The sequence below is a fragment of the Streptomyces mangrovi genome, assembly GCF_900114215.1.
Lineage (GTDB): Bacteria > Actinomycetota > Actinomycetes > Streptomycetales > Streptomycetaceae > Streptomyces > Streptomyces barkulensis.
Genome location: NZ_FOSG01000021.1, coordinates 35,146 through 59,033, shown reverse-complemented (window position 1 = coordinate 59,033; position 23,888 = coordinate 35,146). Strand labels below are relative to the sequence as shown.

Genomic DNA, 23,888 nt, shown 5'->3' with positions numbered 1-23,888 from the left:
CCCGCACGCCGGCCCGTCCGGGAGTCCCGGAAACCGGTGTGCGCACGGGCGTGCGGGTGGGAGGCGGGGCGCTGCCCCGGCCGTGTCAGCCGTAGATCTGAAGGAAGGAGAACATGCCCGCGACCCTAGACCCCCGCCGGGCTGCGGCGCATCCCGATTACCGCCGCCCGCCGCCCGCCGTCCGGGGCGTGCTGCCGGCCGGTGGACGGGACGCCCGTCCCGCCGATCCGCCGGATCTCCTCCAGCGGGTACGGGGTCTGCCTGCTGCCGTACCGGAACTCGTGGTTGAAGTCCGACATCACGGCGGCGACCGGCGCGTGCCGGGCGATGGCCGCCGCGGCCTCCTCCGGGACTCCCGTGGGGCGTCTGCCCCCGGCGTAGGCGCGCACCAGCGCGTGGCGGCCGTCGCGGTCCTCGATCCGGTATCCGAACAGAGCGGTGACCAGCCAGTTCACCAGGTATGTGGCGGTGTAGCAGCGGTCGTAGGTCTGATGCCGTTCGAAGAAGTCGGCCTCTTCCCGCGACAGTTCGAACCGGGAGGAGAGCGCGAGGCCGTAGTCCGCGAAGTAGAGACGCCGGCCGTCGGTCAGGATGTTCTCGAAGTGCGCGTCGAAGTGGATGAGCCCGCGGCCGGCCATGAAGGAGGTGCCGGCCGCCAGTTCCCTCTCGACCATGGCGCAGGCCCGGTTCGCGGCCTCGTCCCCGGCGGCCACCCGCTCGCCCAGCCACTGGTGCAGGTTCCGCGGGATGTACTCCAGGAAGACCACGACGCTCGCCGAGGAATCCCGGAGGGCCTCGATCCGGCGGCGCACCTGCGGTCGGCCGCCCCAGTAGGCCACGGCCCGTTCCACGTCGGCCAGTTCCGCGGGCAGCGGCGTCGAGTCCGGCAGCACCCTCCAGTGGTACATCAGGGGAAAACCCTCGTACTCCCCGGTGAGCACCCAGTCGGTCGTCATGGCGTGCACGGCGAGTTCCCGCCAGGCTCCGAACCCCGGCCCGCCGATGGCACCGATGCCGTACTGGCAGAAGACGGGCAGGTCGAACAGGTTCGCCGTGGAACGGAAGTGCGCGGGTTCCCTCTCCAGACCGGTGAGGGGCACCCGTTTGACGAAGACCGGGGTCCCGGCGACCTCCAGCAGGGACGACTTCCCGCCGATGCCGGAGCCGAGCGGCACGGCCGCGTCCGCCAGTTCGCGCAGTTCACGGTCGCCGAGCCGGGCCAGGGCCGTGGAGACGGCGCCATGGGCGGTCAGACGCGCACCGCGTGACATGCCTGGGTGCTCCACCGCTGCCTCCGTCCGGGCGCCCGGCGCCGGCCGCCGGTCTCGATTCCGCGACGGCCACTCTACGCATGGTGACCGGGCCGCCGTGTCCGGCCGAAGCCCCGGGCGGTCCCACCGGGGGCGGTGGCCCGCCCGCCGCGGACGGCGATGCCGTGCGTCCACCGCCCGGTTCCGCGGGTGCGGCGGGGTGCGGCGGGGTACGGGGCGGAGCCGCCCCCCTGCTATGGTGGTCTATACCACTGATGTTCACTCTTGGATCGGCAGGCCCAGCGTGGAAGTTGTCATCGTTCCGGACGCCGACGCAGGCGGGGAGATCATCGCCGAGGCCATGGCCGGCCTCCTGCGGCGCAAGCCCGAGGCGCTGCTCGGTGTGGCCACGGGCTCGACACCGCTGCCCGTCTACCGGGCGCTGGCCGCCAAGGCCGCCGCGGGCGATGTGGACGTCTCGCGCGCCCGGATCTGCCAGCTCGACGAGTACGTCGGCCTGCCGGCCGGACACCCCGAGTCCTACCGCTCGGTGGTACTGCGCGAGGTGGTGGAGCCGCTCGGGCTGGACGAGGCGTCCTTCATGGGGCCCGACGGCTCCGCGGGGGACGTCCCGGCGGCCTGCGCGAGGTACGAGAGGGAGCTGGCCGAGGCCGGCGGTGTGGACCTCCAGCTGCTCGGCATCGGGACCGACGGGCACATAGGCTTCAACGAGCCGTGCTCCTCGCTGGCCTCCCGCACCCGCATCAAGACGCTCACCCGGCAGACCCGCGCCGACAACGCCCGCTTCTTCGGCGGCGACATCGACCAGGTGCCGCACCACGTCATCACCCAGGGCATCGGCACCATCCTGGAAGCCCGTCATCTGGTGCTGCTCGCCACCGGCGAGAACAAGGCGGAGGCCGTCGCGCAGACCGTCGAGGGGCCGCTGTCCGCGATGGTCCCGGCCTCCGCGCTGCAGACGCATCCCCACGCCACGGTCGTGGTGGACGAGGCGGCCGCGTCCGGGCTGAAGCTCGCGGACTACTTCCGCGCCACCTACGAGGCCAAGCCGCACTGGCAGGGACTCTGACGGCCGTGACCGGTTCCGCGCCCCCGGTGCGTCCGCGCGGACGCACCGGGGGCGCGGAACCGGTCACGGAAGCCGCACGCCGTGCGGCCCCGGCCGGAGGGGAGGGTCCGGCCGGAGGGGAGGGTCCGGCCGGGGCCTGCGAAGGACCGCCGAAGGTCCGCTCCCGGCGCCCGGAACTTCCGGTCAGCCCGCGAGCCCGTCGGCGAAGCGCCTGGTCAGCGCGGTCGGCGCCGTGATGGCGGTGCCCACGACGACGCTCAGCGCGCCCGCCGCGAGCGCCTCGGCGGCCTGCTGCGGTGTGGCGATACGCCCTTCGGCGACCACCGGGGTGTCAACCGAGGCGGCGAGTTCGGCGACGAGCCGCAGGTCCGGCGCGGTCTGCCGGGGCGATCCCGCCACATAGCCCGACAGGGTGGTAGACACCAGATCGGCCCCCTGCGCGGCCGCTTCCCGCCCCTCGTCCAGGGTCGAGACATCGGCCATGACCAGGGCGCCCGCGCCGTGGACGGCCGCGACGAGTTCGGCGAAGGTGCTGCCGTCGGGGCGCGGCCGGGCGGTGGCGTCGGCCGCGACGATCGCGGCTCCCGCCTCGGCGACGGCGAGCGCGTGGCGCACGCCCGGGGTGATGTAGACACCGGTGTCGCCGTCCTTCCACAGCCCGATCACCGGCAGGCCGACGGCCGCGACGGTGGCCGCGACGACCTCCGGTCCGTTGACGCGTACGGCCGCGGCGCCGCCGGCCCGCGCCGCGCGGGCCATGCGCACGAGGGTGCCGGTGTGGCGCATCGGGTCGCCGGGCGGCGCCTGGCACGACACGATCAGACGGCCCTGGAGGGAGGCGATCAGGTCGTGGGGCCGGGGCCGGGGCCGGGGCGCGGGCGAGGTCATGGCGTGGCTCCAGAGGTGCGGGGAGGGTGCAGGGGCAGCGTGCGGGTCAGCTCGGCGGCCCCGAGGACCGCCGCGTCGTCCCCTCCGCCCGGCGGGACCGGACGCAGTGCGCGAAGCGGGGGCATGAGTTCGGCGGCGAAGGCCGCGCACAGGACGTCCCAGTACAGCGCCCCGATACGGGGCACTCCTCCGCCGACGACGACGCGGTGCGCTCCCAGCGCGTTGGCGAGGCCGCCCAGAACGCGGCCGGCCGCCCGGGCGCCTGTGGTGATGGCCGAGACCGCGTGCGGGTCCTGGCGGGCCGCGCGCTCGGCCACGGTCTCCAGACGGCCGGCCGGGCTGCCGCTCAGCCGTGTGTACTGGGCGGTGATGGCCGGCCCGGCGGCGATCGCCTCGAGATGGCCGGTGGCTCCGCAGGTGCAGGGCAGCCCGTCCGCCTCGGGGCTCGGCAGATGGCCGAGGTGCCCGGCGATTCCGGCGGCGCCGTGCAGCACCCGTCCCGAGGCGGCGACGGCGCCGCCGACGCCGGTGCCGACGGCCGCGTAGACCAGGGTGGGGCCCCCGCCACCGCCGTCCATGGCGGCGAGTTCCGCGGCGGCGGCGGCCCGTACGTCGTTGTCGCAGGCCACGGGGAGCCCGGTGCGGGTGGCGAGGCCGCCGGCCAGGGCGGTCCCGGCCCAGCCGCGAAGGGTGTCCGTGGCGCTGACGACGGTCCCGGAGGCGGGATCGATCACTCCGGCCGCGGCGACGCCGATCGCGGCGGCGTCCTGTGTCCGGACGGCGCGGGAGGCCTCGGCCAGCGCGTCCAGCACCGCCTCGGGGCCCAGGGCCGCCGGGGTGGGCAGGGTGTGCCGGGCCAGGACGGTGCCGTCGCCCGCGACGAGGGCGGCGGCGATCTTCGTGCCGCCCAGGTCGAGGCCGATCACCGGGGCGCCGGGATGCGGTGCCGTCATCGGGTCTGGAGCAGTCCGGCCTCGCGCAGCCGCTGCTCGACGAGGGCGACCGACGCGTCGCTGAGCTGGATCTGCGGGGCGGCGGTGGTGCCGTGGGCGAACACCCCGAGCAGCCGCAGCGCGTGCTTGAACGCGCCGATGGCCGAGGAGTTGCGGCCCATCTCCTCCTCGGGGCCCGCCTCGACCATGCCGAACAGCTTCACCAGCCGCTCCTGCTCCCCGGCGGCGCGCTCGAAGTCTCCGTCCCGCGCGGCCTCGTAGAGGCGCACGTATCCGGCGGGGTCGACGTTGCCGAGGCCGGGCACGACGCCGTCGGCGCCGGCCAGCACAGCGGCGTCCACGGTCAGTTCGGATCCGGTGAGGACGCTGAAGGAGGGGGCCGGGCCCTCGGCCCGGCCGTGGCGTCCGCCGAGTTCGACGAGGAGTCTGCGCAGGGAGCCCTCGTCACCGCTGCTGTCCTTGAGGCCGGCGAGCGTGCCGTCCTCGGCCAGTTCGCGTACCAGGGGGACGGAGAGCTTGCTGTGCACGGAGACCGGGAGGTCGTAGGCGTACAGGGGCAGGCCGGCGCGGGCGCGGACGGTGCGGAAGTGGCGGGCGATCTCGGCGGGGTGGGTCCGGGCGTAGAAGGGCGCGGTCGCCACCAGTGCGTCGGCGCCGGCCGCGCGGGCGGTCTCCGCGTGGGCGAGCACACGGGGCGTGGTCATGTCGATGACACCGGCGAGCACGGGGACGCGTCCCGCGACGGCCTCGATGACCGTCTCCAGGGCCACCGCCCGCTGCCGGTCGGTGAGGAAGGCGACCTCGCTGCTGGAGCCGAGGGCGAACAGGCCGTGCACCCCGCCGTCCAGGAGGTGTTCGACGAGCCGGGCGAGCGAGGCGGTGTCGACCTCGCCCGATGCGTCCAGGGGGGTGCAGACGGGCGGCACGACGCCGCGCAGGGGCAGGGACGAGGACATATAGGGGCTCCTGGGTGATGCGGTGCTCGGCAGGGAGGGGACGGGCCGCCCGCACGGGCGTCGTGCGGGCGGCCCGGGTCGGGCCTAGGGCGCGGTGACGGTGAGCGTGCCGTCACCGTAGGACCGCTGCCAGCCGCGTACGAGGTAGGTGGCGGTCGTCGGCACGGCGCCCGCGGTGGCGTCGGCGGGAACGGTGACGGGGATCCTCATGTTCGCGCCCTGGCCGGGCCTGAGCGCGGGCACGGTCACGCTCGGGGCGCTCCAGCCGGCCGGCAGCTTCAGGGAGACCGTGCCGGAGGGCAGGTCCACGTCGTTCTGGCTGACGACGCGGACGGTGACCTCGGTGGTCCTCCCCGCGGGCAGGGAGGCGGGCGGGGTGACGGTGACCGGGGCGCAGACGCCCGCCAGCCACCGCAGGTCCAGGGACGAGTAGGTGATGTGCCGGTAGTTGTCGCGCTCCCACAGCAGGCCCACCCGGGGGTTGGCCGCGGTGCCGTCGCTGAGCGGGGTGAGTGTGGAGTAGGCGGCCGAGCCGGCCTCGACGGTCTTGCGCACCGGCCAGTTCCGCCCGTTGTCGCAGGAGAGGCGGACGGTGAGGTTGCTGCGGCTGCCCGTGGTGGCCGTATTGCTGAACATCAGCCAGGAGGCGCGCGGGTGGGAGGCGGGCACGTCCGGCGCGAAGCGCATGATCGAGCCGTTGTTGGCGGGATCGGGCAGTTCGGTGTCCTGCTGGAAGGGGGTGTAGGTGACGCCGCCGTCGGTGGAGTAGGCCACCGTGCGGTACGGCCTGGAGCGGTTGTTGAGCATGACGCGGCCGTCGGACAGCTCCACGGTCTTGTTCTCGTCGCCGCCGGGTCCGACAGGGGTGCCCATCCTCCAGGTGTCGCCGTGGTCGTCGCTGTAGGCGCTGACGGCGTAGTTGGCGCCGTTGTGGCGGATGGCGTACTGCTGGATCAGCCGGCCCGCGTACCTGCCGTGGCGCAGTTGGATGCCCTCGCCGGAGGCCGCGAACATGCCGGCCCAGGCCGGGTTCTTGATCTCGGCGGTGATCCGTTCGTGCTTCCAGGTCAGGCCGTCGTCGTCGGAGTAGCTGTAGTCGGCCTGGAGTACGTTCGGGTCGCTCTCGTCGTTGCCGGTCGCCGAGCCGAAGAAGCCCTGGTTCACGGAGGCCGCGTAGAAGAGGAAGATCCGCCCGGTCTGCCGGTCGACGAGGAGGCTGGGGTCGCCGTATCCCTTGGGGGCGGGGTCCTTGCGTACGACCTGCTGGGGCTGCCAGGTGGCTCCGCCGTCGGTGCTGCGGCGCAGGACGATGCCGAGGTTGCCGGGCAGGTCGGCGAGGGTGGGGCGGGCGTCGTAGGCGGCGATCAGGGTGCCCTTGACCGTCGTGGTCAGGGCGGGGATGCGGTAGTGGGGGGAGCCGGTGCCCGCGGTGGCGATGTCCTGCGAGACGAGGGCGCCGGAAGCGAGGACGGTCTGCTGGTCGCCGGCCTGCCGGCCCGCGGTGTGCGCGGCGGGCGTGCCGGCGGCCAGCAGGGCCAGAGCGGTGACTGCGGTGGCGGTGGCCAGAGTGGCTCTGCGCTGCATGAACGGGCCTCTTCTCAGGTGGGGGTCAGACGGGCTGGGGAGCGTGCAGGGTGGAGGGACCGGACTCGTCCGGAAGGCGAGGCGGGGAGAGCAGTTCCCGAACCCAGGCGAGTTGTTCGCGCCGGTGGTGGCCGCCGCCGCCCTCGTGGCCGTTGAACTCGTAGACGCGCAGGTCCTTGGGGCCGCCGTAGCGGTGGTAGGCGGCGAAGCAGGTGGAGGGCGGGCAGATCTCGTCCATCATGGCGATGGAGAAGAGCGACGGGGCGGTGGCGCGGGCGGCCAGCAGGGCCGCGTCGACGTAGGAGAGTGTGGTGAAGACGGCCTCGGCGCGGTCGCGGTGCAGGCGCAGGTACTCCGCGATCTCGGTGTAGGGCGGTGCGCCGGCGATCGTCGCCCCGCGCCGGATGTCGCACAGGAACGGGACGTCGGGCATCACGCCCGCCAGGCCCGGCACGAGCCCGGCCACCGCGAGACTGATGCCGCCGCCCTGGCTGACGCCGGTCACGACGGTCCGGTCCGGATCGACGGCCGGATGTGCGCGGGCGGCCTCGGTGAAGCGCACGGCGTCGGTGAACACGCGCCGGTAGTAGTGGTCGTGGGGGTCGCCCACGCCGCGGGTCAGGAAGCCGGGGACGTCGCCGTTCAGGGAGGCCGTGTCGGGGGTGTCGCCGCCGGCCGTGGACCAGCCCTGGCCGCGGGTGTCCATGATGAAGTGCGCGTAGCCGGCGTTCGCCCAGAGCACCTGCTCGTGCGGCAGGCCGCGTCCGCGTCCGTAGCCGAGGAACTCCACCACGCAGCCCAGCGGGCCGCCGGCCCCGGCCGGCAGGTGCAGCCAGCCCCGGACGGGCTCGCCCGCGAAACCGGGCACGGTCATGTCGTAGGTCGTCACCTGCGTCAGACCGGTGTCCACGGGTGTGTAGCGGGGGGCGCCGCCGGCCGCCCGGGCCGTTCGCAGGGTCTGGTCCCAGAACGCGTCGAGGTCGGCGGGTTCTTCGAGGTCGGGCCGGAGCGCGAGGCATTCGGCGAGGGTGAGGTCCGTCAGTGGCATGGAGGGGCCCCGGTGGGTGAGGCGTGCGCGCGGCGCAGCGCGGGAGGTGTGGAAGGGGGGATGTCGATCTCCGACAACAGACGTCTGATGTCTGTCGTCCTGGGACCTTAGAGATCCGGGGGAGGGCCGTCAAGTACTCGGCCCGCCCGCCGGATGGAGCCGGACGTTCCGTACGGCACAAAGGAGGCGACCCCGGCGTGGGGCCGCCTCCTTTGGGGGAGCGAGCGGGTCAGCGGCGGGCGCGGGCCTCCGCGATGCGCTGCCGCACGGGTGCGTAGTGCTCGCTCAGCGCGGCCGCGAACTCCACCGGGTCCCGGTCCCGCACGGCGTCCACGATGCGCTGGTGGTTGGCGATGGTGGCCGCCTCGTGCTCGTGGGTGAAGACGTCGAGGTGCGGCGCGACGATGACGTAGACGTCCCAGAACGCCGCGGAGAGCTGCCCGATCAGGTCGTTGCCGAGGGGGGCGACGAGCAGGGTGTGGAAGGCCCGGTCGGCCTCGATGAAGCCGTGCCCCTCCCCGGCGCCGGCCCTGCGCATCTCGTCGACGAGCGCCGCGAGGCGGTCGGCCTGTTCGTCGCTCAGGGACCGCACGAGCCGCTCCGCCATGCCGCGCTCGAACAGCTCGCGCACCTCGATGAGGTCGGACATCACCTGGAAGTCGTCGTCGGGGCTGAGCAGGCCGCGGAAGGCCAGGCTCTCCACCAGGGCGGACAGGCTCAGCCGGCCGACGTAGGTGCCGTGGCCGTGCCGCACCTCGACGATGTCGAGCGCGGTGAGGATCCTGATCGCCTCCCGCACGCTGGAGCGGCTGGCGCCGAGCGCCTCGCACAGGGCGGGCTCGGTCGGCAGCGGATCCCCCGGGCGCAGCTGGTTGCGCAGGATGTAGGACTTGATGCCGTCCACGACCTCCTGTCGCAGTGGTTGTCGCGCCACCTTCGGCTCCGGTGTCGCACTTCGGATCCCACCTTGTCCCACCGCCACCTCTTGACCCCTCTCCATTGCCGGGCTACGTTCCCACGCTATCAAGCATCAGACATCAGACGTCTGATGCATCTCGGTGGGGTACATTCACGCCCACCTCTTCCCATAACGCCCATCATGTCTCCCGCCTGGAGGAACTCTTGTCCGCGCGCAGTGCATCAGGCGTCGATCGCCGCACCTTCATGAGATACACCGGCGCCATCGGTGTGGCGACCGCGATCACCGCGGGCCTGTCCGCCTGCGGCGGCCCCGGCAGCACCGGAAGCGAGTCCGGCGGTTCCGGCAGCGGCACCGACACCATCGAAGCCGGCCTCTCCTACCCCCTCTCCACGGGCTTCGACCCGATGATCACCTCCGGCGCCACACCGTACGCCGCCAACATGCACATATTCGAGGGGCTGGTGGACCTCGACCCGGTCACGCTGGCCGCGCGGCCGACGCTGGCCACCGAGATGCCCAAGAAGATCAACGCGACCACCTACCGGGCCACCCTGCGCAAGGGAGCCACCTTCCACGACGGTTCGCCGGTCACCGCGGACGACGTGGTGTTCAGCTTCGAGCGCGTCCTCGACCCGGAGAACGCCTCGCTGATGGCACAGTTCGTGCCCTTCATCGACCAGGTCAAGGCGGTCGACGCCACGACGGTCGAGTTCAAGCTGAAGCACCCCTTCGCACTCTTCCCGTCGCGCATATCCGTGGTGCGCGTCGTGCCGAAGAAGATCGTCGAAGCCGACGCCAAGGCCTTCGACGCCGAGCCGGTCGGTTCGGGCCCGTACCGCTTCGTGTCGGCGGTCCGCGAGGACAAGATCGTCATGAAGGCGTACGACAAGTACAACGGGCCGCACCCGGCCAAGGCCAAGAAGATGGTCTGGCACCTGATGTCCGACCCGTCCGCCCGGGTCAGCGCGCTCAAGTCCGGTCGCGTGCAGGCCATCGAGGACGTGCCCTACATCGACATCGAGGGCTTCACCGGCAAGGACAAGGTCGAGTCGGTCCAGTCCTTCGGTCTGCTCTTCCTGATGTTCAACTGCAAGGACAAGCGCTTCGCCGACAAGCGGGTCCGCCAGGCACTGCACTACGCCCTCGACACCGAGAAGATCATCTCCACAGCTCTGCTGGGCAACGCCTCGCCCGCCACCGGATACGTGCCGACCACGCACCCGGACTACCACAAGGCCGCCACCGTCTACGGCCACGACCCGGCCAAGGCGAAGAAGCTGCTGAAGGAGGCGGGCGTGGACAAGCTCTCCTTCACCCTGCTGCTCACGGACACCGGCTGGGTCAAGGACATCGCGCCGCTGATCAAGGAGAGCTGGGCGGCGGTCGGCATCGACGCCAGGCTGGACATCGCCCAGTCCCCCGCCCAGTACTCCAAGATCGACAAGGGGGACTTCGACGCCCTGGCAGCGCCGGGCGACCCGTCGGTCTTCGGCAACGACGCCGATCTGCTGCTGCGCTGGTTCTACTACGGCTTCTGGCCCGAGAAGCGCTACGGCTGGGCCGGTTCCGGCGCCTACGGGAAGACCAGGTCGCTGCTCGACAAGGCCGCTTCGGAGGCCGACGCCGCCAAGCGCAAGGAACTGTGGGGCCAGATCACCGACCTGGTCGCCGAGGAGGCGGCCCTGTACCCGGTGCTGCACCGCAAGCTGCCCACCGCCTGGCGGGAGGGGACGCTGCCGGGCTTCAAGCCGCTGCCCACCACCGGTCTGTCCTTCATCGAAGTCGGCCGCGCCTGAGCCCGTACGCCCGTCCCCGGGCAACCGCCGCTGCCCGGCAGGCAGCGGCGGCCGGCCCCGATCCCTAGGAACCTCACGATGGTTGCATTCCTCCGGCTCGCGCTGCGCCGCCTGGCGATGATGCCGGTGATGGTGCTCGGCATCGCGCTGCTGGTCTTCGTGGTGCTGCAGTTCTCACCGGCCGACCCCGCGTACAACGCGCTCGGCGACAGCGCGAGCCCCGAGGCGCGTGCCGCGTTCGCCGAGGCGCACGGTCTCAACGACCCGCTGCCGGTGCGCTACGTCGCCTTCCTGGCCAATCTGGTGCAGGGAGACCTCGGTGTCACCGTGCCGCCCAGCCAGCCCGTCGCCGACCGGATCGCCACCGCCTTCCCGCTGACCCTGCAGCTGACGATACTCGGACTCACGCTGGCCGTCGTGCTGGCCCTGGTCTTCGGCGTCGTCAGCGCCATGTACCGGGACCGCTGGCCCGACCAGGTGTTCCGGGTGCTGTCGATGGCCGGGATCGCCCTGCCCTCGTTCTGGCTCGGTGTGCTGCTCATCCAGCAGTTCGCGCTGAACATCCCGATCTTCCCGACCGGTGGCTACGTCAATCCGGCCGACTCCTTCACCGGCTGGCTGATGAGCCTCGCACTCCCGGCGTTCGCGCTCGCCGTGCCCGTCGCCGCGTCGCTGGCCCGCCTGGTGCGCACCTCGATGGTGGCCGAACTCGACCGCGACTACGTGCGCACCGCCCACGGCAGCGGCCTGCCGCCCTTCCTGATCACCCGGTCGGTGCTGCGCAACGCCCTGGTCACCCCGCTGACCGTGCTCGGCGTCAAGGTCGGCTACCTGCTCAGCGGCGCCGTGGTCATCGAGGCGATCTTCGACCTGCCCGGCATGGGCAAGCTGATCCTCGAGGGTGTCACCGGAGGCGACGTCGCGCTCGTCCAGGGCACCGTGCTCTTCATCGCGGTGGCCTTCCTCGTGGTCAACGTCGTCGTCGACCTGCTCTACCTGCTCGTCAACCCGCGCATCAGGACGGTGTGATGTTCGCCCCACGCTCCCTCGCCGAGCGGCTGTCCCGGCCCGGCACCCGCCTGCGCCGTCTGCCCGTGCCCTCCCGGGTCGCCCTCGCGGTGCTCCTCGTGGTCGTGCTGGGCGCGGTGCTCGCCCCGCTGCTCACCCAGGATCCGCTCACCACCGGCACCCCCGCCCAGCCGCCGGGCGCCGACCACTGGTTCGGCACCGACCGGGCCGGCCGCGACGTGTTCGCCCGGGTCGTGCACGGTGCGCGCTACTCCCTCGTCATCGGTCTCGGCGCGACCTTCCTCGCGCTGGTCATCGGCTCGGTCCTGGGCGCCCTGGCGGCCACCTCGCGCAAGCTCGCCGACGAGTCGGTGATGCGCACGCTCGACATCGTGATGTCGTTCCCGCCGATCGCGCTGGCCGCCGTGCTCGTCGCCGTGTTCGGGCCCAGCATCCCGGTCATCATCTTCACCATCGCCTTCGTCTACTCGCCCTCGCTCGCTCGTGTCGTACGGGCCAACGTGCTGGAGCAGTACGGCGAGGACTACGTCGCCGCGGAGAAAGTCGTCGGCGCCCGCCGCGGCTACATCGTGGCCCGGCACGTCGCCATCAACTGCGCGGCGCCGGTCATGGTGTTCGCGACGGTCATGGTGGCCGACTCCATCATCTTCGAGGCGAGTCTGTCCTTCATCGGCGCCGGTGTGCAGGACCCCGACCCGAGCTGGGGCAGCGTCCTGGCCTACGGCCGGCAGATCCTGCTGTCCGGCGGCTGGTGGGCGACCCTCTTCCCCGGCCTGTGCCTGCTGGTCACGGTGCTCGCCCTGAACGTCCTGTCCGAGGGGATGACGGACGCCGCGGCGTCCCCGGGCAAGACCCGTGCCGATGACGGCGAATCCGGCGGGAAGGCCGCCGCGCCCACCGCCGTCGAGGCGGACACCGATGCCGGTGTGGACACCGCGCTCGCCGAGCTCGCCGTCCGGCTCGAGGCCATGGAACCCACCGTTCCGCCGCTTCCCGAGGACACCCCCGAACTGCTCGCCGTGCGCGACCTGACGATCCGTTTCCCCGACCGATACGGGGACACCCGCGTCATCGACGGCATCTCCTTCACCGTCCGGGAGGGCGAGACCCTCGGTCTGGTCGGCGAGTCGGGCTGCGGCAAGTCGATCACGAGCCTCGCGATCATGGGCCTGCTCGCCCGCAACGCCGAGGCCGACGGCGAGATCCTCTACCGGGGCCGCGACCTGCTGACGCTGTCGCCGAAGGAGCGCCGCGCGCTCATGGGCCCGGAGATCGCCATGGTCTACCAGGACGCCATGTCCTCCCTCAACCCGTCCGTGCTGATCGGCACGCAGCTCAAGTGGCTCACCTCCCGCGGCGGCACCCGCACCCCCGCCGAACTGCTGGAACTGGTCGGTCTGTCACCCGAGCGCACGCTGCGCAGCTACCCCCACGAGCTCTCCGGCGGCCAGCGCCAGCGAGTGCTGATCGCCATGGCGCTGTCCCGCAGCCCGCGTCTGCTCATCGCCGACGAGCCGACGACCGCGCTCGACGTCACCGTGCAGGCCCAGATCGTCGAGCTGCTGGTCGCGCTGCGTGAGGAGTTCGGTTTCGCGATGGTCCTCGTATCGCACGACCTGGCCCTGGTCGGCGACCTCGCCCACCGGGTCGCGGTGATGTACGCCGGTCAGGTCGCCGAGGCCGGAGACACCCGCTCCCTGCTGACCGACCCGGCGCACCACTACAGCCGGGGACTGCTCGGCTCCGTGGTCTCGCTGGAGGCGGGCGCCGGGCGGCTGCACCAGATCCGCGGTGTCGTGCCCGCGCCGAGAGCGTTCGGCCCCGGCTGCCGGTTCGCCTCCCGGTGTGCCGCAGCCACCGGCCTGTGCGCCACCACCCCGCCGCCCGCGGCCGACCGCGACACCGGGCGGGACCACCTGTTCGCCTGCCACCATCCGGCGCCCGCGCACCGGCCGGCCCAGCCACTGGAAAGCGCCCGATGACCGCCCCGGAGGACACCACCATGGAACCGCTCGTCCGGCTCGAACACATCCACGTACGACACAAGGCCCGCAGCGGCGGCATCCTGCGCCGGGACGCGGTGCACGCGCTGACCGACGCCTGTCTGGAGGTCCGGCGCGGCGAGATCCTCGGCCTGGTCGGCGAGTCGGGCTGCGGCAAGTCCACCCTGGCCCGGGTGGTCACCGGGCTGCAGCGCCCGACGGAGGGCTGTGTGCACTTCAAGGGCCAGGATCTGTGGAAGATGCCCGCCGCCGAGCGCCGTACCCGTTTCGGCGCCTCGATCGGCGTGATCTTCCAGGACCCCTCCACCGCCCTGAACCCGAGGCTGACCGTGCACCGGATCCTGCGCGACCCGCTGGACGTGCACGCCCGGGGGACGCGGGCCGAGCGCGAGCGGCGCGTCGAGGAACTCCTCGACCTGGTCGGCCTGCCCGGACACACCCTCCAGGCGCTGCCCGGCCAGCTCTCCGGCGGCCAGCGTCAGCGCGTGGCCATCGCCCGCGCCCTCGCCCTGGAACCGGAGCTGATCGTCGCCGACGAACCCACCAGCGCCCTGGACGTGTCGGTGCGCGCCCAGATCCTCAACCTCCTGGTGGACCTGCGGTCCCGGCTCGGGCTCGGCATGGTCTTCATCTCCCACGACGTGCAGACGGTGCGCTACCTGGCGGACCGCATCGCGGTGCTGTACCTGGGCCGCATCGTCGAGGAGGGAGGGGCCGCGCAGGTCACCGGCGACTCCCGCCACCCGTACACCGAGGCCCTGCTCTCCGCCACGCCGAGTCTGCTGGAACACCCGGAGCGGATCGTCCTGCACGGTCCGGTGCCCTCGGCGACCAACCCGCCCTCCGGGTGCCCGTTCCGCACCCGCTGCTGGAAGGCGGACGACGCGTGCGCCACCGCCTTCCCGGCGGCGACGGACGGCCCCGGCGGACACCGCTGGCACTGCGTACACCCCCAGCCGGGCGCGGACACCGCGCAGCCCCTGTCGGGGGCGGCCGCGCACGGTGGCTGACCGGGGCCGCCCGGGGCCGCCCGGGCAGGTGGCCGTGTACGGTCCGCGCATGACATCGACGGCGGCGAACGGCGGCTTCGGCGCTCCGGCGGACCCCGCCGGAGCGCCGGCGGAGCCCTCCGACGCGGAACTCACCGCGGCGGTACGGCGGACGGGCGACGAGAGCGCCCTGGCCGAGCTGTACCGCCGCCACCACTCCGCGGTGCTGGCCTACGCCCGTACCTTCGCCCGCGACGCGCACACCGCGGAGGACCTGGCCTCCGAGGCGTTCACCCGGACCATCCAGGCCGTCCGGTCCGGCCACGGTCCGACGCAGGCATGGCGCCCGTATCTCCTGGGCGTCGTACGCCACACCGCCGGGGACTGGGCCGCCTCGGCCCGCCGCACGGAACTCTCCGCCGACTTCGACCGGCGGCTCGACGAACTCCACGCGGCGCGCGGCGCGTACGCCCAGAGCGCCGAGGAGCGGACGATCCGCCGGGAGGACGGCAGCATGGTGCTGCGCGGCTTCCGTTCCCTGCCGGAGCGCTGGCAGGCGGTGCTGTGGCACAGCGTCGTCGAGGGCGAACCCGCGGCGAGGACCGGCGCGATCCTCGGCGTCAGTCCCAGCGGCGTGGCCTCCCTCACCGCCCGCGCCCGCGAGGGGCTGCGGGAGGCGTTCCTCAGCGCGCACGCCGAGTCGGCGGGACGCAGCCAGGAGTGCCGCCGCTACGGCACGCTCCTGGGATCCGCCGTACGCCGCCCCGGCCGCCGCATGCCCCGGCATCTGCGGCGGCACCTCGACGACTGCGACGGCTGCCGGCGCGCGCTGGCCGAACTGACCGACATCGACCAGCGGCTGAGGGCCGTACTGCCCGCCGCGCTGCTGCTGTGGGGCGCGCCCGCCTATCTCACCGCCCGGCTCGCCGAAGGCGCCGCGGCCGGTGGTACGGGGGCGGCTCCCCCTTCCGGCTCCTCCGGCTCCTCCGGCTCCTCCGGCTCCTCCGGCTCCTCCGGCTCCTCCGGCTCCTCCGGCTCCTCCGGCTCCTCCGGCTCCTCCGGGTCCGGCGCCCCGCATGAGCCCGTCACCGCGCCGCCGCCGGCCACGGCCGCGTCCCCCTGGGGCATCACGGCCGCGGCCGTGGCCGTGACGGCCGCCGTCGCAGGCGGCCTCCTGCTGCTCCCCGGCGGGGACGAACCCGCGAGGACGGCGCCCGCCCCGGCCGCCTCCGCTCCCTCCGACTCGCCCGACGCCACCGTGCCGGAGCCCGCCTCCCCGTCCACCGTGCCGCCGAGCGCCTCCGCCGCCCCCTCGCCGTCCGGCGCCTCCGCGACACCGGGCGCGCGGGCGGTGCCCGGCGCCGCGGCGCCGGGCCCGGCGGCCGAGGACCGCACCCGGCTGCGACCGGCGTCCACCGGGCGGTGCATGGAGATCCCCGGCGGCAGCGCGGCCACCGGTGTCCAGGCCCGGGAGGCCGCCTGCGACGGCGGGGAGCACCAGCAGTGGGACCTGCTCCGTCCGGGCGGCGACGGCCGGGTGCAGCTGCGCAACACCGGCACCGGGATGTGCCTGGCCAACCAGGGCACGCAGATCGACGACGCGCCGGTCACACAGGCCGTCTGCGATCCTTCCGACACCCGCCAGCTGTGGGGTCTCTACGCTCCGGAAGGGTCGGGCGAGGCGCGGTTCGTCCAGGCCGGCGGCACGATGTACCTGGGCCTGGACGACTGGGCGAACGCCGCGGACGGAAAGCCCCACACCGACGAAATCGCCACCAACCACCACTACTACGGCTCGCCGTCCTTCGCCTTCCTCTACGACGGCGCCCTCTTCGACGGGAAGTTCGCGGGCGGCTGACCGGGCGGCCTCCTCTCCCACCTGCCCGAACGACACCCGGGTAAAGTATCGGCAAAGTCGCGGGACGGATCCGGGACAGCCCACTCCTCAGGAGTGAGAAGTTCCCCCGGACCCGAAAGGCTCCCCATGCACACGCGCATCCGCGCCGCCGCCGTCGCCGCCGCCACCGGCGCCGCCCTGGCCACCGCCTTCGCCACCGGCACCGCCCACGCCGCGGACCCGGTCACCGGCGAGCGCAGGACCCTCGTGGTCGTCGTCGGCTTCCAGGACGCGAAGTTCCCGGACACCGACCTGGTCAAGGAGTACGCGGCGAGCAGCTACTTCGGCGGGCGCAAGTCCCTCGCCGGCTACTTCGACAAGGTCTCGCAGGGCGCCTTCACCTATGTACCGGCCGTACCGGAGAAGGTCGTCGGCCCGTACGAACTCGACCTCACGCAGAAGCCCTGCAACGCCGGCCAGGTCAACTCGGCGACACAGAAGGCACTGGAAGCCGACGGGTACGTCAGGGGCGAGGACTACGACAGCCTCTCCGTCGTCCAGCCGGGCAAGGGCAGCGACTGCAACTGGTCCGGCCTCGGTTCGATGCCCGGCCCCTACACCTGGGTCAGTCTGGTCGGCCAGGAGATCGGAGAGGACCTGCTCGTCCACGAGTTCGGCCACAACCAGGGCTTCGCCCACCACCTCCGCGAGAAGTGCGCCGGCGGCGACCTGGGCGACTGCACCACCGGCGGAACCAGCGGCAAGACCCCGATGGGAGGGGGCGGCGCCGGCGTCGGTTTCACGGCGCCCGAGCTCATCAGCAGAGGATGGCTGCCCGACGGCCAGGCGGTCACGGTGGAGAGGTCCGCCACCTACGAGCTGGCCCCGCTCTACGGAGCGAAGGACGGGGTGCGCGCGCTCGACATACCGATGGGCGAGGACCGCCTGGTCATCGAGTACCGCCATGAGGACGCGAGTTACACCAACCGGTACGGCACGCTCGATGCCGGGGTCGAGGGCGTCCACGCCTACCGGGTGCCCAAGGGCTCCTACACCGCCTCCCGCCTCATCGACACCACCGAGGAGGACGGCGGCGGCGACACCGACGCCATCACGCGGCTGACCGACACCGCCCACCGGATCGACGTGGAGGTCAGGGCGTCGGGCGGCGGGTCCGCCACGGTGGCCGTGAGCCTGAACGGCACCCCGGCTCCGTCCGGCGTGGCCACCGCTCCCGGGAAGGGCGCCGAGGCCCCGGTCCCGCAGCAGCGCTCCGGAGAGGGCGAGCCGGTCTCGGAGGACGGCACCGACGCCGACGCCGGCACCCCCGCCGACTCCGGCAGCGGGAACGGCGACGGTGACGGGACCCGAGCCGCCGCGGCCGCCGCTCAGGACGGAGAGAACCTGGCCGACACCGGCGGCGACTTCGCGACGCCGTTCGTCGCCGCGGGCGGCGCCGCACTCGTCGTGCTCGGAGCCGCGGTCGTCCTCCGCGTCCGCCGCAACCGCGCCTGACACCCCCGCTCGCCGGGCCGGGCGACCGGTCGCCCGGCCCGGCCCGGCCCGGCACTAGGATCCGGGCCATGCCGCTGACCGTGAAGGACGTGGACCGCTTCGAGGCCGCCAGGCCCCGTCTGGAGGCCATCGCCTACCGCCTCCTCGGCTCCGCGAGCGAGGCCGAGGACGCCGTGCAGGAGACCTTTCTGCGCTGGCAGGCCGCCGACGTCGGGCGCATCGAGGTTCCCGAGGCCTGGCTGACGAAGGTGCTCACCAACCTGTGCCTCAACCAGCTCACCTCGGCCCGTGCGCGGCGCGAGACCTACGTGGGCCAGTGGCTCCCCGAGCCGCTGCTCGAAGGTGACCCGATGCTCGGCCCGGCCGACACCGCCGAGCAGCGCGAGTCGGTCTCGTACGCGGTCCTCGCCCTCATGGAGCGGCTGTCCCCCCAGGAGCGGGCGGTGTACGTGCTGCGGGAGGCCTTCGGCTACCCGCACCGGGAGATCGCCGGGATCCTCGGTGTCAGCGAGGCGGCCAGCCAGCAGATCCTCCACCGCGCCAGGAAGCACATCGCGGACGGCAGGGCCCGTACCGAGGTCGACGAGGCCGCCGCCCGGCGGGTCGTCGAGGAGTTCCTGGCGGCCGCCGCCGACGGGAGGACCGAGCCGCTGGTGCGGCTGCTCACCGCCGACGCCGTCTCGGTCGGCGACGGCGGCGGGAAGGTCCCGGCCCGCCCCAGGCCGGTCGAGGGCGCTCTCGCGGTCGCGAAGTTCATGCGGGGGCTGTTCAAGCCCGCACGGGCCAAGCGCGCCCTGGTCGGGGGGTCGCCCGGTCTCCACGTCACGACCGCCAACGGCGGACCCGCCGTCGTGGCGGTCGTGGGCGGCCGGGTCGTCGGCGTCGTGTGCCTGGAGGTCACTGCCGAGGGCATCGCCGCGATCCGCAGCCAGGCCAACCCCGACAAGCTCGGGCGTGCGACCGAGGTGTGGGCGACCACCGACCACGGAGAGCCCCTGTTCCACGCCTTCTGACCACGAGACGAGGCCCCCGGCCCCGCCGCCGGGGGCCTCCGGTCCAGGTGTGACCTGCCTCACTCCCCGTTCCTGTCAGGAAACGGCTCGCTCCCCGGTTCAAGGGGCGAAACCGCGCAGAAGACGGACCGCGCAGACAGGAGCCAGGGAAATGAAGCACCGCATCATCGTCCTCGGAGCCGGGTACACCGGAGCCGCCGCGGCCGGCCGCCTCGCCAGGCGACTGCACCGTGACGAGGTCGCCATCACCCTCGTCAACGCCGACCCCGACTTCGTCGAACGCGTCCGGCTGCACCAGCTCGCGGTCGGCCAGGACCTCAGGGACCGGCCGCTCGTCGAGATGTTCGCGGGCACCGGCGTCGAGCTGGTGACGGCGAAGGTCACCGGCGTCGACGCCGACCGCAAGGCCGTGACCGTCGCGGGCACCGTCGCAGGCACCGGCGCGGACGTCCGGGAGCTGGAGTACGACACCCTGGTGTACGCCCTCGGCAGTGGCTGGAACGACCAGGACGTCCCCGGTGCCGCCGAGCACGCCTTCGAGGTCGCGAGCCGGCCCGGGGCGCTCCGGCTGCGCGAGCGCCTGGCCGGTCTGGCCGCCGGGCAGCCCGTGGTCGTCGTCGGCGGCGGCCTCACCGGCCTGGAGACCGCGACCGAGATCGCCGAGGCCCGCCCGGACCTCGCGGTCGCCCTCGCCGTCCGCGGCGGGCTCGGCGACGACCTCTCGGACAAGGGACGCGGCCACCTGAGGAAGGTCTTCGGCGGGCTCGGCATCACCGTGCACGAGCACACGGCCGTCACCGGGGTCGAGGCCGACCGCGTCACCACCGCAGGCGGAGAGGCCATCCCGGCCGCGGTCACCGTGTGGGCCACCGGTTTCGCGGTCCACCCCGTCGCAGGGGCCACCACCCTGGAGACCACCGGCACGGGCCAGATCGTGGTCGACGCGACCATGCGCTCGGTCTCGCACCCCGAGGTGTACGCCGTCGGCGACGCCGCCATGGCGACGGGCCCCGGGGAGAAGCCGCTGCGGATGTCGTGTGCCTCGGGCAACCCCACCGCCTGGCAGGCCGCCGACGCCATCGCCGCGCGCCTGACCGGCGGGAAGCTCCCGAGGATCCCGATCCGCTACTTCAACCAGTGCGTCTCGCTGGGCCGCCGGGAAGGACTGATCCAGTACGTCACCGCCGACGACCGGGCCACCGGCACGGCTCTGACCGGCCGACTCGCCGCCGTCTACAAGGAACTGGTCTGCAAGGGCGCGGCCTGGGCCGTCGCCAACCCGACCCTCGGCCTGCCGGTCCGCCGCCGCCGTGTCGTACGGGAGACGGCCCGGACGGGCCCGTCCGCCCGGGTGTCGGCCTGACCGGCACGGTGGGGCGGGCGCCCGCGATACGGGGCGCCCGCCCCACCGCCGGTACGGGGCCCCCTCACCCCCGCCCGAGAGGCCGGGCGCGGCCCGTGCCCCAGGTCAGGACGGAACCAGCCGGGGCGAGCTTCGAGTCGTCGGGCGCGTAGACGGTCATCCAGTGCGGACGCAGCCGGTAGTAGACCACCTCCTCGTCCCAGTCGAAGGCGTCCTCGCCGTAGAAGTCCTTGAAGTACGAGAGCAGGTCCGGCCAGTCCGCGGCCGGTTCGCCGCCGTGGGGGTTGAGGATCTCCACCGTGCCGTGGGCGAACACCCCCAGGTCCTCGCCCCGCATGTGCGCGGCGCTGAGGGCGGGCCGCGCGGCGAGGTGACGGGCCTTGGCTGCGCCGCGTGCCGTGCCGAAGTGCCACTTCCCGTGCAGGAAGTGCCCGTCCGCGCCGCTGATGCGCGGCTCGCACTTCGCCGTCACGGTGGCCAGGGAGAGGGTGCACATGCCGGTGAGGACCTGGGTGAGCCGCTTTGCGGTCAGTGTGCGCTCGGTGTTGATGATCGAGCGGAGGTGCGGGGTGGAGCGGGAGAGCGAGGAGTCGAGAAGAGCCTGGAGCTCTTCGAGCTCTTCCGGTGTTTCGCGCATGGGGATCCTTGTCTGCCGGTGGGACTTCGGCCCGCGTCCACCGTCGACGCCGGCCGGTGAGGCCATGATCGACCCGAAACTCGACATCTTCTGTCGGGTTTTACCGGCTCCATCACCCGCCACTCGCCACCCACTCGTCACCCGCCTCCGCCGGAACCGGGCGGCGACCGGCGGGGCGGGTGGCGATGAGTTTCTCCGGCCCGGAGAGTCAAACCACCGTCCGACACCACGGGAGGAACGCATGACCCAACTGCTGAGGGTCCAGAACTTCAACGTCTCCAGCGACGGCATCGGCGCCGGAGAGGACCAGAGCCTCGAGAGTCCGTTCGGGCTCGCCGGAGCCGAGAGCCTGTTCGCCTGGGCCGGCGCCACGGCGAGCTGGCCCGGACGCACCGGTCCCGGAGGGAGCCGGGGCCTGGACGACTACTTCACGCGGGACTACGCCCACAACATCGGCGCCGAGATCATGGGCCGCAACAAGTTCGGCCCCCAGCGCGGGCCCTGGCAGGACCATCAGTGGCGCGGTTGGTGGGGGGAGGAGCCCCCGTTCCACACCCCGGTGTTCGTCATGACCCACCACGAGCGTCCTTCGTTCACGCTCTCCGACACCACGTTCCACTTCGTCGACGGCTCCCCGTCCGAGGTCCTGAAACAGGCGCGGGAGGCGGCGCGGGGCGGGGACGTCCGGCTCGGCGGCGGGGTCACCACCATCCGGCAGTTCCTCGACGCCGACCTCGTCGACACCATGCACATCGCGGTCTCGCCGGTGAGGTTCGGATCCGGTCTGCGGCTCTGGGAGTCCCCCGACGAACTGCTCGACCGGTTCCACCTGGAGACCGTGCCCAGCCCGAGCGGGGTGACGCACCACCTGTTCTGGCGGAAGTGACGAATCTCGGGACGGGCACGGGGGGCGGCACCGGCGCCTCCCGTGACGGACACCCGGCAGCCGCGGTGGCGGCAGACCGCCGCCGCCACCCGAACGACCGGGCCGGCGGGCGAGTGCCGGTGCCGGGTGCCACGCTGATGTCGTACAGGACTCGTGAAAGGGAAGCGCCGTGACCACCACCGACCTCGTCCCCGGCTCCCCCTGCATGCTCGACCTGGGCACCCCCGACGTCCGGGCCGCCGCGGCCTTCTACGGCGCGGTGTTCGGCTGGGACTACGAGCCCATGGGGGAGGAGGGTGAGGGTGCCGGGGGCGGGATGCTCCGGAAGGACGGCAGGACCGTGGCCGGGCTCGGCAGGCTGACCGAGGAGGGCGCGCGCTCGGCGTGGATGATCTACTACCGCGTCGCCGACGCGGACGCCACGACCCGGGCCGTCGAGCGGGCGGGCGGCACCGTGCGCGTGGCGCCGACGGACCTGGGGGAGTGGGGCCGGATGGCGCAGTACAGCGATCAGCTGGGCGGTCAGTTCGCCGTCTGGCAGCCGGGGGAGAGCGCCGGCGTCGAACTGACGGGCCGGCCGGGCTCACTGCTGTGGACCGAGCTGTACACCAGCGACACCGCGGCGGCGAAGGAGTTCTACGGGGACGTCTTCGGCTGGCGGTTCAGTGACGTGGATCTGTCGGACGGCGCGGGCACGTACTCCGTCATCACGCCCGCCGGGCTTCCCGAGGAGCGTGCGCAGGGCGGCGTCATGGGGTTGCGTACCGAGGACCTCTCCCTGGCGAACGGACGGCCCTACTGGCATCCGGTCTTCCAGGTCACCGACTGCGACGCCGCGGTCGCCGCGGTCACCGGGAACGGCGGAAGCGTGCAGATGGGACCGCAGGACGCAAAGGGCGTCGGCCGGATGGCCGTCTGCCTCGACCCGTCGGACGCGGACTTCGTCGTACTCGCCCCGGACCCGGGCTGAGCCCGTGCCCGCACAGCCGGCGGGATGACACGCGCGGCTGTGCGCGCCCGCCGCCGCGCGGCCGGAACGGACAGGCCACCGCAGGGTCGCCGGACGCACACCGGTGCCGGTGCCGGCCGCCGGAGGAATCGCGTGGACGGCAGTGCGACAGTCGCGGCTCCGAGTGCGCAGAACATGATCGAGGACCGGAATCGCACTGGACGTCGCCCGGGGCGGTATCGCTGATTCCGGTACGTGCGGTGTGTTGATTCCCGCGGCCGAGAGACTCGTGTGCGCCACCTGTACGCCACTCTGTTCTTCCCCGCGCTTCACGGAAAAGGGTTTCGCGGAAGAGGGGGGATATTTTGACCGGATAATTCGCTTCCTTCCTCGGTGATTTCAGTGGCCTGGACATGAGGAAATTTCCTCCGGGTGTGCGTGGGGGCCGCTTCCCGCGGGGTTTCCGCATTCGGCCGGTTTGAGCCGGGAGCACCGAGTGGTCTGTCCGCCGGGCCCGGTGTGGCCGAGACCGGGTGCGCGGGGCGGCCGGAATCTTCCGGCGGCGCGGCGAATCCGGCGCGCGGGACCGCCGGAGCTGTCCGGCGGAAGGCTGTGGGGCCGGGTGGGCCGGGTACCGGGTGGGCCGGGTAGGGGTGCGGAAGCCGTCTTGGGTCGCCACCGGCGTGGCAATGACCGGGTGCGGGCCGGCGCGTGGCACGTTCAGGCCTTTCCGGGCCGGGCGGCCGGTGGCCTCGCCCGCGCCATCCGCCGCGCCATCCGCCGTCCTCGCGCGGCGGATGGCCGCTCCCCGGCCCGCCGCGTCCACCCCACGGCCGTCCCGGCAGCCCGGGAGTTCCGGCTCGATAACCGCCGCGGAGAAAGCCTGACTCGTAAGAGCATTCTGATTGTCTTGTCAAGACCCACTTCGCCCGACGCCCTCTTGCGATGGCCTCGAAGATGTGCATGGGCGATTATTCGAACATCGCTGCGGCCGCTGAAATCGGAAACGGACAAAGAGGTTTTATCATGGTTTACGGCGCAGCCGCTGATGAATTGTAAATATTTGACGCGAAGGCTTGCGGGGAGGATCGGATCACAATCTGTTCGGCTGCGGACTCTAATCAAAACGGGTTCGGGTCTGTATGCTTGCTGCCATCGGCCCTCTTTCTGTGTGGGCATA

At 72.9% G+C, this 23,888-nt stretch carries 19 protein-coding genes; 11 read left to right on the top strand and 8 right to left on the bottom strand.

Features of this window, described 5'->3' with window-relative positions:
- Positions 1–125 precede the first annotated feature (125 nt).
- Positions 126–1,271, bottom strand: a complete 1,146-nt coding sequence (locus tag BM237_RS23665) for a protein kinase family protein (RefSeq protein ID WP_093851760.1) — start codon at positions 1,269–1,271, stop codon at positions 126–128.
- Between the two features lie 283 nt (positions 1,272–1,554).
- On the opposite strand from BM237_RS23665, the gene nagB reads away from it, so the two are divergent.
- Entirely contained in the window at positions 1,555–2,340 is a 786-nt protein-coding gene (gene nagB / locus BM237_RS23660; protein WP_093851759.1) for a glucosamine-6-phosphate deaminase, read from the top strand.
- Positions 2,341–2,523: 183 nt separating this feature from the next.
- Here the strand turns inward: nagB and BM237_RS23655 are convergent, their stop codons facing one another.
- The 6 genes from BM237_RS23655 to BM237_RS23630 form a co-directional block, all read right to left on the bottom strand.
- Positions 2,524–3,228 carry an N-acetylmannosamine-6-phosphate 2-epimerase gene (locus tag BM237_RS23655; RefSeq protein WP_093851758.1) on the bottom strand — a complete coding sequence of 235 codons (705 nt, stop codon included), beginning with the start codon at positions 3,226–3,228 and terminating at the stop codon, positions 2,524–2,526.
- Entirely contained in the window at positions 3,225–4,181 is a 957-nt protein-coding gene (locus tag BM237_RS23650) for an ROK family protein (RefSeq protein WP_093851757.1), read from the bottom strand. The genes BM237_RS23655 and BM237_RS23650 overlap by 4 nt, the downstream gene beginning before the upstream one ends.
- Entirely contained in the window at positions 4,178–5,137 is a 960-nt protein-coding gene (locus BM237_RS23645) for a dihydrodipicolinate synthase family protein (RefSeq protein WP_093851756.1), read from the bottom strand. Before BM237_RS23645 ends, BM237_RS23650 begins: the two co-directional genes overlap by 4 nt.
- A gap of 84 nt (positions 5,138–5,221) precedes the next feature.
- Positions 5,222–6,721: an exo-alpha-sialidase gene (locus BM237_RS23640; protein ID WP_093851755.1), complete on the bottom strand. Its 1,500-nt coding sequence runs from the start codon at positions 6,719–6,721 to the stop codon at positions 5,222–5,224.
- A gap of 25 nt (positions 6,722–6,746) precedes the next feature.
- Positions 6,747–7,769 (bottom strand): acetylxylan esterase, encoded by a 1,023-nt coding sequence (locus BM237_RS23635; protein ID WP_093851754.1) that lies wholly within the window; start codon positions 7,767–7,769, stop codon positions 6,747–6,749.
- A 229-nt stretch (positions 7,770–7,998) separates the two neighbouring features.
- A complete protein-coding gene (locus BM237_RS23630) occupies positions 7,999–8,769 on the bottom strand; it encodes a FadR/GntR family transcriptional regulator (protein ID WP_425443735.1) in 771 nt (256 codons plus the stop codon).
- 164 nt (positions 8,770–8,933) lie between these two features.
- Here BM237_RS23630 and BM237_RS23625 point away from each other — a divergent pair, with 164 nt between their 5' ends.
- From BM237_RS23625 to BM237_RS23590, 8 genes are all read left to right on the top strand, one after another.
- On the top strand, positions 8,934–10,487 hold the full coding sequence (locus BM237_RS23625) for an ABC transporter substrate-binding protein (RefSeq protein ID WP_093851752.1): 1,554 nt from the start codon (positions 8,934–8,936) through the stop codon (positions 10,485–10,487).
- 78 nt (positions 10,488–10,565) lie between these two features.
- Positions 10,566–11,516 carry an ABC transporter permease gene (locus BM237_RS23620; RefSeq protein ID WP_093851751.1) on the top strand — a complete coding sequence of 317 codons (951 nt, stop codon included), beginning with the start codon at positions 10,566–10,568 and terminating at the stop codon, positions 11,514–11,516.
- The gene (locus BM237_RS23615) at positions 11,516–13,498 is read left to right on the top strand and encodes a dipeptide/oligopeptide/nickel ABC transporter permease/ATP-binding protein (protein ID WP_093851750.1); all 1,983 of its coding nucleotides are present in this window, start codon (positions 11,516–11,518) and stop codon (positions 13,496–13,498) included. Before BM237_RS23620 ends, BM237_RS23615 begins: the two co-directional genes overlap by 1 nt.
- Positions 13,495–14,529: an oligopeptide/dipeptide ABC transporter ATP-binding protein gene (locus BM237_RS23610; protein WP_093851749.1), complete on the top strand. Its 1,035-nt coding sequence runs from the start codon at positions 13,495–13,497 to the stop codon at positions 14,527–14,529. The genes BM237_RS23615 and BM237_RS23610 overlap by 4 nt, the downstream gene beginning before the upstream one ends.
- A gap of 49 nt (positions 14,530–14,578) precedes the next feature.
- A complete protein-coding gene (locus BM237_RS23605; protein WP_093851748.1) occupies positions 14,579–16,366 on the top strand; it encodes a sigma-70 family RNA polymerase sigma factor in 1,788 nt (595 codons plus the stop codon).
- A gap of 126 nt (positions 16,367–16,492) precedes the next feature.
- Positions 16,493–17,860: an LAETG motif-containing sortase-dependent surface protein gene (locus tag BM237_RS28830; protein ID WP_107415253.1), complete on the top strand. Its 1,368-nt coding sequence runs from the start codon at positions 16,493–16,495 to the stop codon at positions 17,858–17,860.
- Between the two features lie 68 nt (positions 17,861–17,928).
- A complete protein-coding gene (locus tag BM237_RS23595; RefSeq protein ID WP_093851747.1) occupies positions 17,929–18,873 on the top strand; it encodes an RNA polymerase sigma-70 factor in 945 nt (314 codons plus the stop codon).
- 151 nt (positions 18,874–19,024) lie between these two features.
- Positions 19,025–20,236 (top strand): NAD(P)/FAD-dependent oxidoreductase, encoded by a 1,212-nt coding sequence (locus BM237_RS23590; RefSeq protein WP_093851746.1) that lies wholly within the window; start codon positions 19,025–19,027, stop codon positions 20,234–20,236.
- 64 nt (positions 20,237–20,300) lie between these two features.
- On the opposite strand, the gene BM237_RS23585 is transcribed toward BM237_RS23590, so the two are convergent.
- Positions 20,301–20,873 (bottom strand): pyridoxamine 5'-phosphate oxidase family protein, encoded by a 573-nt coding sequence (locus tag BM237_RS23585; RefSeq protein ID WP_093851745.1) that lies wholly within the window; start codon positions 20,871–20,873, stop codon positions 20,301–20,303.
- 241 nt (positions 20,874–21,114) lie between these two features.
- On the opposite strand from BM237_RS23585, the gene BM237_RS23580 reads away from it, so the two are divergent.
- Together BM237_RS23580 and BM237_RS23575 are read left to right on the top strand one after the other, a co-directional pair.
- Positions 21,115–21,759, top strand: coding sequence for a dihydrofolate reductase family protein (locus tag BM237_RS23580; RefSeq protein ID WP_093851744.1), 645 nt, complete (start codon positions 21,115–21,117; stop codon positions 21,757–21,759).
- A gap of 169 nt (positions 21,760–21,928) precedes the next feature.
- Positions 21,929–22,729: a VOC family protein gene (locus BM237_RS23575; RefSeq protein ID WP_093851743.1), complete on the top strand. Its 801-nt coding sequence runs from the start codon at positions 21,929–21,931 to the stop codon at positions 22,727–22,729.
- Positions 22,730–23,888: the final 1,159 nt, after the last annotated feature.